General features: G+C 46.1%; 11 protein-coding genes. All 11 read left to right on the forward strand.

Translation table 11 applies throughout. From position 1 onward, the window contains the following. Positions 1–257 precede the first annotated feature (257 nt). The 11 genes from J2736_RS21750 to J2736_RS21800 all read left to right on the forward strand — a co-directional run bounded on the left by J2736_RS21750 (position 258) and on the right by J2736_RS21800 (position 18,116). On the forward strand, positions 258–1,163 hold the full coding sequence (locus J2736_RS21750) for an ABC transporter permease (RefSeq protein ID WP_397341330.1): 906 nt from the start codon (positions 258–260) through the stop codon (positions 1,161–1,163). A gap of 15 nt (positions 1,164–1,178) precedes the next feature. Further along, complete coding sequence (locus tag J2736_RS21755) at positions 1,179–2,057, forward strand: carbohydrate ABC transporter permease (protein WP_310500696.1); 879 nt, start codon at positions 1,179–1,181, stop codon at positions 2,055–2,057. Positions 2,058–2,116: 59 nt separating this feature from the next. Further along, positions 2,117–3,649: an extracellular solute-binding protein gene (locus tag J2736_RS21760; RefSeq protein WP_310500697.1), complete on the forward strand. Its 1,533-nt coding sequence runs from the start codon at positions 2,117–2,119 to the stop codon at positions 3,647–3,649. Positions 3,650–3,777: 128 nt separating this feature from the next. Beyond that, positions 3,778–6,042, forward strand: a complete 2,265-nt coding sequence (locus J2736_RS21765; RefSeq protein ID WP_310500698.1) for a helix-turn-helix domain-containing protein — start codon at positions 3,778–3,780, stop codon at positions 6,040–6,042. Between the two features lie 133 nt (positions 6,043–6,175). After that, complete coding sequence (locus J2736_RS21770; protein ID WP_310500699.1) at positions 6,176–8,377, forward strand: glycoside hydrolase family 88/105 protein; 2,202 nt, start codon at positions 6,176–6,178, stop codon at positions 8,375–8,377. Between the two features lie 32 nt (positions 8,378–8,409). Beyond that, the gene (locus J2736_RS21775) at positions 8,410–9,582 is read left to right on the forward strand and encodes an oligogalacturonate lyase family protein (RefSeq protein ID WP_310500700.1); all 1,173 of its coding nucleotides are present in this window, start codon (positions 8,410–8,412) and stop codon (positions 9,580–9,582) included. A 26-nt stretch (positions 9,583–9,608) separates the two neighbouring features. Beyond that, a complete protein-coding gene (locus J2736_RS21780; RefSeq protein ID WP_310500701.1) occupies positions 9,609–10,817 on the forward strand; it encodes a TolB-like translocation protein in 1,209 nt (402 codons plus the stop codon). Next, positions 10,814–11,908: an amidohydrolase family protein gene (locus J2736_RS21785; protein ID WP_310500702.1), complete on the forward strand. Its 1,095-nt coding sequence runs from the start codon at positions 10,814–10,816 to the stop codon at positions 11,906–11,908. The genes J2736_RS21780 and J2736_RS21785 overlap by 4 nt, the downstream gene beginning before the upstream one ends. Positions 11,909–11,930: 22 nt before the next feature. Beyond that, positions 11,931–12,332: a Rieske (2Fe-2S) protein gene (locus J2736_RS21790; RefSeq protein ID WP_310500703.1), complete on the forward strand. Its 402-nt coding sequence runs from the start codon at positions 11,931–11,933 to the stop codon at positions 12,330–12,332. A 6-nt stretch (positions 12,333–12,338) separates the two neighbouring features. Next, positions 12,339–13,787 (forward strand): glycoside hydrolase family 88 protein, encoded by a 1,449-nt coding sequence (locus tag J2736_RS21795; protein WP_310500704.1) that lies wholly within the window; start codon positions 12,339–12,341, stop codon positions 13,785–13,787. Positions 13,788–14,078: 291 nt separating this feature from the next. Beyond that, positions 14,079–18,116 (forward strand): LamG-like jellyroll fold domain-containing protein, encoded by a 4,038-nt coding sequence (locus tag J2736_RS21800; RefSeq protein ID WP_310500705.1) that lies wholly within the window; start codon positions 14,079–14,081, stop codon positions 18,114–18,116. Positions 18,117–18,259: the final 143 nt, after the last annotated feature.

An 18,259-nucleotide genomic window follows, 5' to 3' on the forward strand; every position in this document is an offset into this window, starting at 1 on the left:
ATAAAAAACACCAGTGTACACACATTTTTATGTGTGACTGGTGTTTTTTTTATATGTAGAAATGGAGTGGGATGGCATTCTGAGCAAATGAATATAGACGGATATTTCCTCTGCTCCTTAGAATAAAGCCGTAAGCATCGCTCCTGAAGACGAGGCGCGGCGAACTTGATTTATAGAGAGAAGGAGTGAAGGATATAATGGCTGCTATCGATTATTCAGCACATGAACGGGCTGAAGTACGAACCAAAAGAAGAAAAATGAATCGCGTGACAGGGAAGATGCTCAAGGATCGGTGGCTCTATCTGATGCTGTTGCCGGGCATTGTTTACTTCTTACTATTTAAATACGGTCCCATGTGGGGAATTGCGATTGGGTTTCAGGATTACTCTCCTTTTCAGGGGATGTCCGGTAGTAAGTGGGTAGGCTTAAAGCATTTTATTCGTTTATTCAGTGAGCCTACGTTTTTTAAACTACTGAAGAACACATTGGTTTTGTCCCTCGTTAATCTAATTATTGTCTTTCCAATGCCGATTATTGTAGCGCTTATGCTCAATGAATTGAGGAAAGAAAAGTTCAAGAAAGCGATACAAACGCTGATCTATATCCCTCATTTCATGTCTTGGGTAATTATTATTGGCATGTTCTATGTCCTATTTGAGTCGCATGATGGCTTATTTCAAAAGTGGATCGTTTCACTTGGTTTCGAACCTTTCACGTTTATGATGGACCCCGATAAATTTATCCCGATGTATATTTTGCAAAATATATGGCGTGATACAGGATGGGGAACAATCATCTTCCTTGCAGCTCTGGCAGGTGTAGATACGCATCTTTATGAAGCGGCACGTATGGATGGCGCAGGTCGGTTGCGTCAAATGTGGCATATCACGTTACCGTCGATACGAAGCACCATTTTGATTATGTTTATTCTGCAGCTTGGTAATATTCTTGAGCTCGGATTTGAGCATGTCTACTTGCTTCTTAACTCACTTAATAGGGAAGTTGCTGAAATATTTGATACGTATGTCTACACAGCCGGCATCCTGAACGGGATGTACAGTTATTCGACGGCCATAGGTGTGTTTAAATCAGCGGTTGGCCTCATTCTAGTCGTACTTGCCAATCGGTTATCTAAAAAATTCGGTGAAGAAGGCATTTTCTAAGGAAGGGTGACACACATGATTCACGAGCGAAGTTGGGGTTCCCGTTTGTTTGACGTTATCAATTATACAATTCTAATCCTGTTTGCACTGAGTACACTGCTCCCTTTCGTCCATATTGTTAGTTCATCATTCGCTAGCCCGACGGAGAAGCTTACGAAAGATTTCGTATTGTTTCCAACGCAATTCACGCTGGATGCGTACCGCTTTATATTTTCAACAGACCGTATTCTGAACAGCCTTTTGGTCACCATTCTGATAACAGTGGGCGGAACCATCGTTAATCTGATTATGACTTGCTTGATGGCTTATCCGCTTTCCAGAAGAGATTTGATCGGACGTAGGCCGATTATGATGATGGTTATTTTCACACTCCTATTTAGCGGGGGCATGATCCCTACGTTTCTAATCGTGAAAGCCTTGGGACTGTTGGATTCTCTGTGGGCGCTCATTATTCCGAGTGCAATTAGTACCTTTAACCTCATTATTCTCAAAAACTTCTTCCAGCAGATGCCGGATGGAATTGAAGAATCGGCAAAAATCGACGGTGCCAATGATCTCAGTATCCTAGTGCGCATCATCCTTCCGCTCTCACTACCGGCGCTGGCGACATTCGGACTGTTCTACGCGGTTGGCCATTGGAATACGTTCATGTCCGCCATTCTGTATATCCGAGATACCGATAAATGGCCGATTCAAGTGCTGCTTCGCTCCTTTGTTCTGTTATCTGAAGGTCGACTAGACGATGCTGCGAACATAGACGGAGATATCCAATTGCCGCCTGAAACGGTGAAAATGGCTGTCATTACGGTCGCAACACTCCCAATCCTATGTGTGTATCCTTTTTTACAAAAGCATTTTGCGAAAGGTGTTATGATGGGTTCTATCAAAGGATAAATAATAGAACCCATTAACCATAGCATTCTCAACTATTATAAAATGGAGGTCTTGATTACATGGATATGCGTAAAAATGTAGGGGTAAAAGCAGTGGTGGCGGTTAGCATGGTTGGTTTACTAATGACGGCATGTTCCGCTGAGAAGCAAACATCCGAGCAACCAGCATCTGCACAGCAAACGGAAAAAGTGAAGGACGCAATGCCAACGACAATTGAAATTATGAGTACGATGCAAGGTGTAGCACCGAAAGAAACTAGTGATGTGCAAAAAGAACTGGAGAAACTTACGAATACGAAACTGAACATCACTTGGGTACCGGAAACGGCGTATAAAGAGAAGTTGAACGCTACGATGGCTTCTGGAACGCTTCCACAGGTCATGTTCACAAATGAAACGAAATCCGCTAATATCATCAATGCAGCTCGCTCAGGAGCATTCTGGGAAGTGGGTCCTTATTTGAAGGACTATCCGAATTTAAGCAAACAAATGGACCCGGAGGTACTGAAAGGAATTGCAATTGACGGTAAATATTACATGCTTCCTCGTCATAGGGATGCTGCCCGCCATGTCATTACGATCCGCAAGGATTGGCTGGATAAATTGGGCCTAGCGATGCCGAAGACGTTGGATGATTTGTATAAAGTAGCGAAAGCATTTACAGAAAATGATCCGGACGGGAACGGTAAGAAAGATACGGTCGGACTGGTGGAAGACGGGTTAAATGCGATGGTTCGCAGCATTGCCGTTTATCATGGCGCCCCAATGAATTATGGTGTGCAAAACGGGCAACTGGTTCCCAACTTCCTGACACCAGAGTATTTGGAAGGTCTTAAATATTACAAGAAGCTGTTTGCGGAGAAGTTGATGAATTCTGACTTTCCTATCATCAATACGCAGCAACGCCGGGATATGATGGCACAAGGGAAAGCGGGGATCATGATCGCCGTTGAATCCGATGCTCCGTCAATTCAGAAAGAAGCGGTAAAGGTGAATCCGAAAGCTGAGTTCGATTTAATTCAAGGTGTGACGGGACCAAAAGGGCTGATCGTATCAGCTACTTCAGGGTACAATGGCGCCATGGTATTCTCTAAGAGCAGCATTAAAACGGAAGCCGATTTAAAGAAAATTCTAACTTTCTATGATAAAATGTCGACCCCCGAGATGCTAACATTGACTGGAAAAGGTATGAAAGATATCGATTATAAGATCGTAGACGGATTCGTTGAGCCTGTGAATCCCCGCGCTGAAGACCGCAAGTCGGATGCCAACTATATCAATTTTGGCGTCGCAAATCCTAGTAATGAGTTACCGATTAAATCAACTGACCCGCTAGTCATCAAAGGGAAAAAAATGGTGGCTGACAATGCGAAGATTGCTATTTACGATGTAACGACACCACTGGATTCCAAAACCAAGACTGAGAAAGGTCCAGAATTAGATAAAATTAGCCGTGACGCGCAAATTAAATTCATCATGGGCGAAATCGACGAGGCTGGCTACAAAAAAGCGCTTGAACAGTGGAGCAAAGCAGGCGGCGATCAAATCATTAAGGAATTCACAGAGGACTACAAGAAACAAGGCGGTAAATAATCGGCATTAAAAGATGGGAGATCTCTTCCGTCTTTTTCCGCTTACTAACGGGGAATCGACTAGCTATCATTAATTATATGCTAAAATTAGAACTGAAAGATCAAGCATCCAGCAGCGGAGGTATATTCATGAAAACTCGAGGTCTAACATATTTAAATAAATTAGTGCTATACGGGTTTCTACTTGGTGTCGTACCGCTGCTGGCATTGGGATTTTTTTCTTATTTTCGTACTTCTGGTACAATCCAAAATTATGTGGAGGAAGGCAATTTACAGATATTAAAGCTAAGCCAGTCGCGCATCGAGCAGAACCTGAAGACGGTAGAAGCTTCCGCCACAACGATGCTTCATTCTCCATTTGTGGAGAGTGTTCTCTCCTTGCCGCTGGAGGGTAAATATTATAATGAATTTGAGCAGCTGACAGGAACGATTCGTCAATTGCAGGTGTTTGAGCTGGGTGTTAGTGATATTGAATTCTTCAACATGCACGGCAAATGGCAGATCGGAAATAAGGGGATTTATCCTTTCAACCAAGACAACAGCCATCCAACTATAGAAATTCCGCAAAAGACAATATGGGAATCGAATAAAAATGGGATTCGCATGATTAGCAAAAAGCCAGCTTATGATCCAGACCCCGACGTGATCATCACGGCAGATATCCCCTTTTCACATCTGCGTAAGCTGCTGTTAGATACAAGTCCGCTGGGAAGCGTTTTTATGTTGGATAGTGGGATGAAACTGCTTGGTTATCAAGATGAGAGTTTTACGCGAGCCTTTCTCGGTGAAACGGAGTTAGCTGATCAACTGAAACGGATGGATGCCGACGGGGGCAAAGTTAATGTCCACTATGGCAAGCAGGAGTATTCAGTTACCTTTATTCGTTCCAGTCTCACGGGATGGATGTATGTATCAGCGGTTTCAATCGATATGATCACGCAAGAATCGAAAGCGATCGGTGAGTTTACCATATGGATTTGCTTAATCATCGTTCTCCTTGTTCTAATTTTCTCTGTCATGGGCTCAAATCGATTCTACAGTCCAATACGCAAGCTTTATGCCACAGTTATCGGTCAGGATATGCATCAACCTTCCCATAATCTCAAACGCGAAGATGAGTTGCAGCAGATCGGCACACGGTTTCTTACTTTATTGGATCGACAACAGGAAATGTCCGGCCAAATCCAGGGGCAGGTTGTACAGTTAAATCAATTTTTTGTACAAAAGCTCTTCTTTGGCGAGGTTGGACCAAGGGAAATAAACGAGAAGTTGTCGGCTTTACAATTCCCGCAGAGTTGGCAACGCATGTATGTGATGGCGATCGAAATCGATACACTTGAAGGAAGCCGATATGAGGAGAAGGATCTGGATCTGCTTTTGTTTGCCGTAAACAATATTGCGGGGGAGTTAGCTCCACGACATACCTTGCTTAATCCAATTGTTCTGCACGAATCTCAGCTGACAATTCTGGGTACTGACCGTATGGATCCGACTTCGGATGAGGACGTATATCAACTGGCAGAGGAGATTCAACGAGCGGTTCGCACTTATTTAAATATATCGGTTAGCGTCGGACTTAGTTATGCATTTGAGAAATGGACGAAGGTACCCAAAGCTTATAAAGAAGCCATTGATGCCCTCAGATACCGCGTTAAGCTTGGTCACGAGTCGATTATTTCCATACGTGATATTTTTGCGGATTCCCCTGTGGAGACTTCGTATCCTGTTAAGATTTCGGATGAACTCAAGCAGGCTGTTAACTCCTCCGACTTGGAGCAAGCGACTCTTCTTTTGCACCAAATGGTCCGAGAACTGGTCGTACAACCCTTTCACTTCCACGATTACCAGTTTTCCCTTATCCGGTTTTTATCTGAACTGGGCAGTCTACTTCAGGATCAGGGAATCTCGATTCGCACATTAATGAAAGATGATGAATCAATCGTGGAAAGCCTGTTTAAGCTGAGAACGACGGAAGAGGTAGAGTCCTGGTTTAAGGAGGTTGTTGTAGGGCCGGTATTGATACTGCTGGAGGAAAAACGGAGTCATCAATTTCGCAAAATTTCGGAAGCTGTCATCCAGATGATCCACGAAGAATACGATACGGACTTGACCTTGGAATCATGTGCTGATCGGATCGAATACCATCCCCATTATGTCAGCAAAGTGTTTCGACAGGAAGCAGGCGTTAATTTCGGTGATTATTTATTACAATACCGGCTGACGATAGCCAAGCAGATGCTCATGGAAACGAATATGAAGATCTCCGACATTTCCGAGAAGTTGAAATATACAAGTTCAACGAATTTTATCCGTTCTTTCCGCAAGGTAGAGGGGGAGACACCGGGGCAGTATCGCGAACGGATGCAAGATTTTCCTGCTGTGGGTGGGAAGTAAAATAAGCTAGTGACGAAGCGTCCTTCTAACTGGGAAATACTCAGTAGAAGGGCGTTTTTTGCGCTATCTGAACAAATGAATATAGACTGTTATCCAGCATGGAACCTATATTTAGGCGAAAGGAGGAGAAAGTATGAAACGGTATTTCGAAGTGGAAGCAGGCATGGCCTATAAGCTGGCTGATCAGAATACGGACACGATTCTGGAGACGATTGCAGGTGCCTATATAGCGAATAATCCCCCGCACCCGTTTGTATTTCGGTGCTATAGCAGGCTTTCGATCCCTCAGCTGCAGGATGGCAGATTTGATTTTAATATGCAGGAGAAACTTTCAGATGCAACCTTAGGCCAATATGCCTTTGCGCTAGGCATGCTTTGGAGTGACAATGTCAGGTCTGTCGAAACGGCCGTCAATTGTTATGGTCCGACTAAGTTGCTGCTGAATGGCAAGCAGATATATAAATCGGGTGTACCGGAAGAAGTAAACGTGGAGACACGCAAGATTGTTGAAGTTCATTTGCAAAAAGGTTGGAATACGTTCCTACTCATTTTCCGCAAGGTAGCTTCCGGCTTTGGCTGCGTATTTGGCTCAAACCGCAGCCATTCGAATCCGCTTGATTTTATGAATCCTTTCCTTGAACGATATGATTGTGGCGGTTGGGTGTACTCGGAGCCACAAAACGAGGAAAGGTTTGGGGAAAATAACTTTCCCGAAGTGAGAGGAAAGGAGTCGGACTCCTCCATCCGGTGGTTGCCTTCACTGGCGTGGGCTGCGGAGCAGGCATCGCTGATGAACTGCGCTCGAATATTCGGTATTCAGCCCAATAAGGTGGCTTATGCTTGGTCCAAAGGTGAATCCGTTCTCCCCGGTCGGAACCCATTCGTGTTGAAAGGATGGTCAACCGGCCGGTTGCGCATCTGGGTCAACGGCGAACTAGTTGGTTTGAGCGAAAAAGAAGGGCCATTTGAGGTTGAGGCCAATCTCGCTTACGGGACGCACAATTGGTTAGTTGAGTCGGTTTGTGGGGAGAGAGACTGGGGGTTTTCACTGGATGTGTCAGCTGGAGAGGAGACGTATTCATTCTGTCAGCCTCATTCGGTGAAAGGTACAGATGAATGCTGGTTTTACATAGGGCCGATAGAGCGCTCCGAAGACATTGTTCCTGAACAGTTGCAAACAATGTACAGTCTGTTCGAAGCGGATAGTGCCGATGAGAAAGCGGGCAACCAGACCTATTGGCGAATAGACCGGCCAGACGTTTGGATTAGACCTTATCAGCACAATGCCCGTTACGCAAGATGGAATTATCCTATCGGCGTGACCTTATACGGCCTTCTCCAAACGGGCAGAAAGCTCGAGAGATACGATATCATTCGATACGTAATTCAACATCTGAAAGCGTGTACGACCATGTACAGTTACTCGCAGTGGGACCGTGAGCAGTATGGGTATCCAGCGATTAACACGAAGCTGGTGGATATGAAGATGCTGGACGATTGCGGTTCGATTGGCAGTGCCATGCTGGAGGCAAACAAAGAGGCACGGGATGAAGATTTTGTGAGGCTGGCGCATATCATTGCCGATTATATGGCTAACACGCAAGAGCGGCAGGAGGATGGTGCGTTCTATCGGGAATCCATAGGTTACTACATGGAGAATACGTTATGGGCGGACGACTTATACATGAGTACCCCATTCCTGACCCGATACTACAAGCTGACAGGAGAACGCAAATGGCTGGATGAAGCGGCAAGACAGTTTCTCCTTTTTAAGAAATACTTGTATCTCTCTGACAAAAAGCTGATGTCTCATGTCTATGATTTCAAATTTCATATGGCTAATGGGATACCTTGGGGACGGGGAAACGGTTGGGTATTCTTTTCTTTGTCGGAGTTGCTGGAGATGATGCCTGAGGACCATTCGGACAGGGGCGCGTTGCTTTCCTTCTTCCGAGATTTCTCCGAAGGGTTACTTGCCCGCCAAGGGAAAAACGGCTTGTGGCATCAAGTATTGACAGATGAAGGATCGTTCGAGGAAACGTCCTGCACATCGATGTTTATTTATGCTTTTGCCAGAGGGGTACGTTTCGGCTGGCTGGATAAGCCCCGATTGTATGCGGATGCCGTACGCAAAGGGTGGAGCGCATTAATCAGCCATGCCTTTGAAGGCAATGGATCAGTACATGGTGTATGCTGCGGATCCAAATATTCCTATTCCCCTGATTATTACAAGTATGATCTTAAGGCGGTTACAAACGATCCGCATGGCATTGGTATCGTCCTGCTTGCCGGAATCGAAGCCGACAATATGAATCAGATGTTAGCAACTGTATAGATTGCAAAATACATGATGAGGAGTGGAAGAATATGAAAGGCGATGTTTATTACTCAACGATCACCAGAAAGCAAGACGAGTTGACGGGTGTCGAGGTGATACAGCTCACTGACAGTTCCGGCGATACGTATCATCCCTATTTTACGAAAACATTGATCGATTCTGAAAATAACTACATCCTTCTGGCTTCTAACCGCACGGGTTCGATGCAATTGTACACCTTACGATTCAAGGATGGACAAATGGTGCAGATTACCGATCAGGAGGGGGTTAGTCCTTTCTGTTCTGTCCTCGATGCTTGGAACCATATCGTTTATTATTTTGCAGATCGTACGCTCATGCGGGTTCGTCTTGATAATCTGGAAACGGAAGAGCTCATGCAAATTCCAATCGGCTTTAAGCCCAGCGATCTATCTATTGATAATTCAGGGAAATTCCTTGCTTTTTCGTATGTGGAACATATGGAGCTCTGTACGGAAACAGGGGGGACGTATTCAACGCACAGGGAAAAGCATTTCCGCAGACCAACGAGCGTGGTCATCCGTTATGATATCGAAAAAAGATCTCCTTATGTTGTATGGGGAGAAGGGCAATATATTTCCCATGTAAATATAAGTCCGGTAGACCCGAATATCATTGTGTTTTGCCATGAAGGTCCATGGCTTCAGGTTCAGCGGATGTGGACGGCGCGTATCGACCATGACAAAGTGTATCCACTTGTGGATCAGAAGGTCAATTTGGAACGGATCGGACATGAATTTTTTACCGCCAGCGGCAGGATTGGTGCTCAATATTCATCTAGGGAGCGGATTGGGGACGAATTTTTGCGGCATGGCGATATTTTCATCAACGTGGATGGCTCGAACGAGAGAAGATATTATTACCCTTACACACGCCCCTCCCATGTACAGCTGAACTATGGGGAAACGATGGGTGTCGGCGATCGTGCTCATATTCGCGAAGTGATGGAGGATAAGGGGAACTATATGTCCTTGTTGAAGTACGAGGGTGATTCCATAGAAGTCGGTCTTCTTTGTGCACATGGCACTTCCTGGCGGAGCCAGATGTCGCATCCGCATCCTCTTTTTACCAGAGATGACCAGCATATTGTGTTCTCTTCCGATAGGGGAGGCAGATCGAATGTCTACATGGCCAGGGCAGATTGGGACAAAGCGATAAAGAGTGACAAGCGAATTGAAAGATAAAGCTTACGAGTGGAGGAGACCACACCATGCTTGCTATTAAAAACGAGCTAGTGAAAGCGGAACGGCTAACACAGGAAGATGCGCATTACTTTTTTGGTTATTACGATACACCTGCGTGGAGTTTAAGCGACAGGTATCATCTTTGTCATAAAGTTGATTTCATGGATCGACTTCCATATGCTGCTGACAGCGCTACTGTGGGGTACATCGATATGCTTGACCATGCTTTTCATCCCGTGGCGGAAACGACTGCGTGGAATTTCCAGCAAGGGAGCATGTTGCAGTGGCACCCTGCTTTTCCGGAAGAGGAGATTATCTACAATTCTTGGAATGGCGAAACTTACAGAGGCACGGTGCAAAATATTCATACAGGAGCCTCCAGGCAATTGGAGCTTCCTGTGGCCAATGTCGATCCCACAGGTACGTATGCGGTAAGTATTAATTTTGATCGGATGTTCGATTTTCGGCCTGGTTATGGGTATGCGGGGAGAGAGGATCTGTTTAAAGAAGTTCCTCATTCTACGGATGACGGGATTTTTCTGATCGACTTAGCAACAGGTGAATCCCGACTAGTAGTGTCACTTCAACAAATATGGGATTTCACGAAATCCCGCTTTGGGGATCAGGACAAGAAGCTTCTGATTAACCATATCACTTTCAATACGGATGGTTCCCGTCTCGTTTTCCTTGTCCGTTATTTTCCTGAGCCCGGCGAGATGTGGGGAACAGCTATCATGACGGTCAACCGTGATGGTTCGGATTTATTCCTCTTGTCCGATTATTCCTATGCGTCCCATTATCATTGGCGTGATCGGGTTAACATTGTTTTTCATTCACGTGGAGCGGAAAGCAGCGATGCCGGAGATCAATTATATGTATTGAAAGATCTGACACATGAGGCCGAAATGATTGATAGCACATTCTTCTTGAGGGACGGTCACTGCAGTTACTCCCCAGATCGGCAGTTCATGCTCTATGACAGCTATCCGGATACGGACGGATATCGGCATTTGTATCTGTATTTTTTGGAAAATAAATGCGGTGTGACGCTCGGCTCCTACTACTCGTTGCCAGATATCGAAGGGGACATTCGCTGTGATTTACACCCGCGCTGGAATCGGGCAGGGACTCATATCTCGTTCGATTCTACCCACGAAGGCAGACGGCATGTGTACGCGATGGACCTGCGAAAAGTCATGGAGCAGATGTCTTTGGTAAGGGAATGTGAAAGATGAATGATAACGAGATGCATATAAATACACAGCCAATGCTCATTGATGCCGATGTGCACAATGGTCTTAGACATCCTCAGGATTTGCTTCCTTATTTAGATAAGCCGTGGCATAAGCAATGGATCGGCGGTGGGACTGGCATAGGTCAACCTTATTACTCACCAGTAGGCGTGTTAAGAAGAGATGCAATTCCCGATGGTGGCGGCAGCTCTGGCAGTGACCCGATCTTCATGGTGAAGGATCACATTGAACGCTATGGCTTTGATTATGTCATTTTAACAGGGCAAAATATTCTGGAAATGTCGCTCAATCCAGATATTGATTATGGTAATGCGGTCATATCCGCCTATAACGACTATTTAATTGATCATTGGTTATCTAAAGATGATCGCTATAAAGGCGCTATGGTGATTAACCATTCCGATCCCTTGTACGCCGCAAAGGAGATTATGCGAATCGGGGGACATCCGGATATTATTCAAGTCATCATGTGCAGCGGCAGTATTCGGTTATATGGGAATCGTTTCTTTCATCCTATTTATGAGGCGGCAGAGAAGTTGGGATTGCCGATCGCCATCCATCCTGGGACGGAAGGACGCGGTATAGCAGGAGCGCCGACACCTTCCGGTTATCCATCACGCTATATGGAATGGCATAATATTCTCCCCACCAATTATATGGCGCATGTGAATAGCTTGGTGTGTGAGGGGGTTTTTGAGAAATATCCAGGCGTAAAAGTGGTCGCCATTGAAGGCGGTATTGCTTGGCTGCCACATCTGATGTGGCGAATGGACAAGAACTACAAAGCGCTGCGGGATACGACGCCCTGGCTTACAAAGCTGCCTTCGGAATACATTCGGGAACATGTCTATTTAACAACACAGCCGATTGAGGAACCAGACGTGCCGGAGCATCTCGTACAAATCATTCAGATGTGTAAGATGGAGGATCGAATTATCTACTCAAGTGACTATCCACATTGGGATTTCGATCATCCAAAGATGGTACTCTCTGCTTTTCCAAAGGATATGCGAAGGAAAATCCAAGGCGGAAATGCGGCAGCCTTATACGGTCTGCATAAGAAGAGTAATTGAAATGAGGGGATTGGCATACATCATGGAAAAGGTTTTGGTAGCTGCAAAAGATGAAATTTTGGAAGGTACCTGTAAAATAGTTACCGTCAAAAATGCCGAATACGGCATTTACAAGGTGAAGGGTGAATATTACGCATGGCGCAATGCTTGCCCGCACTTTGGTGCTCCCGTCTGCAAGGGAGTCATTACCGGGACACGTCTGCCTTCTCTTGTCTACGAGTACAAGCTTGGGCGTGAAAATGAGATTGTCAGGTGCCCTTGGCATGGTTGGGAATTTGATCTGATGACAGGCGAGCACCTGGTAGATCCTCAGACCAAGCTTCGTAAAGGGAAGTTGGACTTCACAAGTGCGGAGCAGGAAAGCTTAGAGAAGGCAGAGTTGGAATTTCAGACAGATGGCATTTATATGTGGGTGGGAGCGTGATCCAAGATGAGACAGATTTATTATTTGCCGGCCCATGTTGTCAGCGAGTCGAAGGCTCTATTACCTGATGATAAACAGATTGCTAGAGGGTGGCATGCTGTGCACCTGGGAGAAGGTCAGGAACAACTTTCATTGCTATGGCAGTTTCAGGGGGATCAGCTAAAACAGGCAGCAGTTCAAGGCAGTCGTTTGCGGATCACCGTCGCATTAGACTATCGGGATGCACAGCAGGTTGATGTGTTCTTACGTCAATCCAATGCGTGGATCGGAGCCATAGATATTCGGTATGCTTATGTATTTCAGCCCTTTGAGCTCTTGCTAACGGAGGAACAGACAGCAGCCGTGCTGAATGAGGGGGTGCGATTAGAACTCAAAAATGGCAAGGAGCCGCTTTGGGTATTTGATGCTCATGATGATGAGGCGTCACGAGTGCTGTTCGCTCCCCACCTGCTAATGGGAGAACCAGATTCACGCGTCAATGAAGCTATGCATACCATGCTTTCACTTTCCTCGCTACAACCATTTGGGTGGATGGAAGGATGCGTTTTGGATGGGCTGCACAGTTTACAGCCGATTCTGGGAGAAAATCGAGTGAATCCCATACTGGATTTGCATTTTAGTCAGTTTTTTAACGAGCGAGGAGATTTGCTCTACGAAGACTTACATGGTAAACAGGCCGATGGTACGTTTACAACGATTGAAGCAACCCTGCCGCTGGCTGTAATTGTGAAATACCGCATGGATCATCCAGTGATTCTCAAAGCACTTGAATTTTTTGAGGCTACAGGTCGCAGGAACGGCGGCGCTGTCATTGACGAGGACATGGTCTCGGCAGAAGGTTCGTATACCGTTGCCTATCCGCTTGCTGTTATGGCGAGGCAGTTCAAACGTCAGGATATGGCAGAGCAAGCCATTGCACAGATTCTGCTCCGACGTGATTGCCTGGCACGCGAGCAGCATGTTTACCTGCGTTTTCATCCAAGATCGCAAGAGCACACATTTTGTAACTGGGCAAGGGCGTTCGCTTGGTATTGTCTAGGGTTGGTCAAAACCTGCGTGGAGCTGAAAGATTCTCCTTACGCAAATTTATCAGGGATAGCTGAGCTAGAAGCTGAAATTATACGCGTTGCTCAGGTAGCCGTAAATTGGAGACAGCCTAATGGGTTGTGGTCTTGTTTCGTGGATGATCCTACAACAGAAATTGATACCTCGGGCTCAGCAGGGATTTCTGCCGCATTAGCCTTGGGAGCTAGTCGCCAGTTGTTACCAAGCACCTACATGTCGCTTGCTCAACGCAATTTAGTGGAGCTATCCTCCTACCTGTCACCAGATGGCATTTTGACGGGCGTTGCTCAGCACAATGCAGGGGGTATGGAACTGCAGCGAAGTGGATATCGGGTACACTCGCAAATGGGGTTAGGCTTATGGGCGCAGCTTTATGCGTATACCAAGTGAGCAGAAGTCTTTGAACGTCATGGAAAGCGCCTGCTGAACAAATGAATGTTGACTGTCATTTGCTTACGAACACATACTGAGCACGTGGAATAGTCCTTTAGCAGCGATGTTACTAGGTGGACCACCCGCGAGAGGGAAGGAGGGATGAGTAGGAAGGTAAAAAGATGACAAGGTTTGATGGATCATTCTTAGTTATTTGAAAGCGATTGCAATGTAAGCTTGCATCCAGAATCCACGGACTGAAGTTTGAAAATGGCTTGTAAGGAAGCGAATCAAAGGAGGAAAGTGTTAATGAGTCATTCGTTCAAAAATCATGTGTGTAGAGTAGTAGTGTTTTGCTTGATGCTGGCATTTATCCCGCTAGGTATGGCTGATCCGGCCTCAGCATATGGGAACGGAACGCTGCTCAACGGTGGATTTGAGAGTGCTACAGGGTCAGGTGTAACGATTTTCGATGGGTGGAAGATTGACTCTACGGGGGCTAAAGCTACGAATGGCAACCCAGCAGGCTCCACCTATGCTCGCACGGGGAATAATGCTCTGAAGATTTCGGCGGGTTCAGGCTCGCAGAAAACACCTGCGCAGCAATATGTTTCGGTCATTCCCGGACAGACCTACGATGCATCCTATTATATTAACGTAGCTACTTGTACCGCTGCTTGTGTCAGTGGTGGATCCGCTACAGGCATGACGATCCGGTTCTACGATAGCAAAGTAAACCCGGATAACTTTAGTAACACAGGTGCAACACAAGTCGGAAATGATGTGAATGTCGGTGGTATAACAGGCACAATCACGTCTGGATACACCCAAATTCAGAAAAGCTTTACGGTTCCTGCTAACGCGAAGTATATGCGCGTTTATGTTTACTCAATAAGCTCAACTAGTGCTAGTATGGTTGCTTATGTCGATGATATCAGCATCGTTCAAACTGCAGGTTCGACGCCTGTAGCCGTTACCGGTATAAGTATGAACAAGGCTTCAACGGCGATAGAGCAGGGAGGAACAGAAACGCTGATCGCAACGGTTAGTCCTGCTGGAGCGCCTCAAGCTGTTAAGTGGATCAGCAGCAATACCAACGTAGCAACTGTAGATGTCAATTCAGGGTTGGTAACGGCTGTGAATACAGGGACGGCTACGATCACGGCGACTTCGACGACGGTAACCCCGCCAAGTGCCACTAATGTGGTTTTCACGGGATCAACACAAGTTACTGTAACAGCCGGGATGCCTAATCCGGTGTATGGATTAACGCTGACGCCATCTTTTAGCTCGATCAGTGTCTATATCGCTGGAGGACGGGATGATTTAATCCGCCATCTGTACTATAAAAAATCTGCGGATACGGTATGGAAGGAAGCGTTGGAGCCGATTACGATTCCGGATAAAGGGATTTTCTCAGGCAGTATTGTAAGGCTTGATGAAGATACCTCTTATGATGTGAAATCGGACATCTATTATGGAAGTACGTTGATCAAATCGGAAACAGGTACGGTTCGCACATGGACGTCAACCCCGACGATTGCACAGACGATTTCTTTATCCAGTTTATACACTAGCGGTGGTTTAACCATCAATGGGATAACGGGAACCAATAACGGTTGGGTTAAGATAGTCAATGACACGGGGCTTACAATTGATGCTGGATTTGCTGCTGATCATGCTGTAACCGTTACCAATTCGGCTTATACGATATTGGATGGCTTTATTATCAAAGGCGGCAAGAAAAATGGTATCTATTTGAACAGTACTAATCATGATGTCAGGATTACCAATGCGGATATTTCCGGTTGGGGACGGGTAGCTGTGGATACCGTACATACACCGCAGCAGCTCGCTTTTATTAACAAGAGTGATGTAGGCTACGGAACGCCGATTGATGATCAAGGAAATATGCTGGAAGGCGATGCCGGTTTCCGGATTGAAGATGCTAAGAACATTGTCGTGGAAAGAAGCTATGTACATGAGCCGAGAGGTTACGCGAATCCTTGGACGGGTGTCACCTCCGATGGTCAAGCGTTCAGTAATTCCCATCCCCAGGGACCTGAGGCCATGTATCTTCGAAGTGCAGGCGGCATCGTAGTTCGGTATAACGACTTTAGTGGTACTGATGAGTACCACCGTTTTAATGACGTTATCAGCGGCTATTATAATAGCCAGGAAAGCGGCGGGTTCTATAAGGATGCTGATATTTATGGCAACTTCTTCGGTTACTCCAATGATGATAGTGTTGAGTTGGATGGTGGACAGTCGAACATCAGGGTGTTTGATAACCGAGTTGAAATGAGCTATGCCGGGCTGAGTTTCGCGCCGAACATGGTAGGTCCGAGCTATGCCTTTCATAATGTCCTTTACAATATGAATGATTTTAGACGTGTGGGAACAGGATCAGTTATCAAATTAGGCGGGAATAGCAGCACGGTATATGATGGTGAGACATGGTTTTTCAATAATACGATTTATGCCGTTCCAAAAGCGATTGTGGGCAGTAGTACGCCAAAGAACTGGCATGGCGGAACAAGAAATAACCTGATCGTCGTCATGAGAAATCTCACCAGCGGATCATCTAATTTTTATAATATCGAAGATAATAGTCCATCTATCAATCCAGGAACGAATTTTGATTACGATGCACTGGGGCGCACGACGGCTGCAGATGGAGCAGGTCAAATCGTAGCCAACCCTGGTGCAGAGGCACACGGGCTGTTCAAGATTGGTAAGATGACCAATCCTGGTGCTGGTGTATTCACACCAACTGCTTCCGGTGTCGATGCGTCCAGAGAAGTGAATGTCATTGATAAAGGAACGGTTGTGAAAAACTTCGCGGAAACTTACTCTGGCAGTGCTCCGGATATCGGTGCGTTTGAGTCGGGGGGAAGCAGCTTGTTCCCTAAACGGCCTATTCCATTCCAATCGGACAAATATTTGGTTGCTATCCCTACTACGGATAACACGGCTACCTTTACAATCTCTACAGGTGCTTTAACCGGATCAGGCAACTATACGATTCGTCGCAATGCGGAAGAGGACTGGTACACGGTTACACCTGCTTCGGGAACTTTTACAAGCAATAGTAATGTAACCTTTACGATTCAAGTCGACAGAACGAAGGCGTCATTTAATAGAGCTGCGGAATATTCTACTTTGTTTATAAGGCTGGCGAATGGATTCTCAGTGCCAATTACAATCAAAGCAGATAATTCAGTTACTTCAGTTCCTGTTGGGCAGACTGTGCAGATCAATTCAACCAAAGCGTTCCCGAACACAGCCAATCTGAGTGCAGACTGGAAATCGAGCAGTGCGGCTGCTCCAATAACTTCTACAACCATCAGCGATGTAACCTCTGTAGCGATTACGGGAGCTTACGCTGGTAGTGCAACGATTACGGCAAACAGCTCGGTGAATGGCGTAAACCAAGCAGAGTATAGAGTGAGGGTGCCGGCGATGCTTGGCGTTCTGCAGGTGAATGGACAGTCTGTTGCAGGATTCGATCCGAATACGTATAGCTACAGTGTCGCCCTGCCCACCGGCTCAGCCGTACCGACGGTGACAGCGACATCGCTGGATGCTAGCTCGGCCGTGCCTTCTACAGTGGCATACACGTTACCGACGAGTATACCGGGCACGGCTGTTGTGACTGTGACATCTTCCGATGGAACGACGAGCAGTGCGTACACGGTTCAGTTTACAGTATCGTCTTCAACATCCGTTGTGGGGCACTGGAACCTTGATGAGACATCGGGAACCGTTGCATCGGATTCTTCGAGCAATCATATAAATGGAACCCTGCTTAACGGCCCCGTATGGACAGCGGGCAAGATTGGAAACAGTGTGGATTTTGATGGTGTGAATGATCAAATCGATCTGGGAACTCCGGCTGCACTGCAATTCACTGGTGCCATGTCTGCTGCCGCCTGGATCTATGTCGACAGCTTCTCAGGCGATGGGCGAATCATCTCGAAGGAGTACGGCGCAAATTCCAGGTCATGGAGCCTCCAGGTGAAATCCGGAGGCAAAGGCCTCTTCCAGATCGCAACGGGTTCAAATTCTTCCATAACCGTGGAGACAGCAAGTACGCTGCCAGTTGGCCAATGGGTCCATTTGGCGGGCGTTTTTGAGCCGGGCGTCGCCTTAAAGCTCTACGTCAACGGCACATTAAGCAACTCTAACCTGAGTTCAATTCCGTCGACACAATACAATAACACCAGCCATGTGTTTATAGGAAGACGGCCGGATTTCTCGAATGCTTTTAACGGCAAGATCGACGAAGTATATGTTTTTAGCAACGCATTGACGGGTACGGATATCGCAACGCTTGCAGGTAACTAAGAGACATATAAAATTGATTGAAAAGAACGAGTCACTAGATAGAATTAGTGGCCCGTTCTTTTTTTGTACTAGTTGAAAATAGAAGTAGTGAGTAAGGCGAATCATTACTTGTCATGAAACTAGTGTAATTGGTAGAATTAAAC

It is taken from the genome of Paenibacillus qinlingensis (assembly GCF_031455095.1).
GTDB lineage: Bacteria > Bacillota > Bacilli > Paenibacillales > NBRC-103111 > Paenibacillus_E > Paenibacillus_E qinlingensis_A.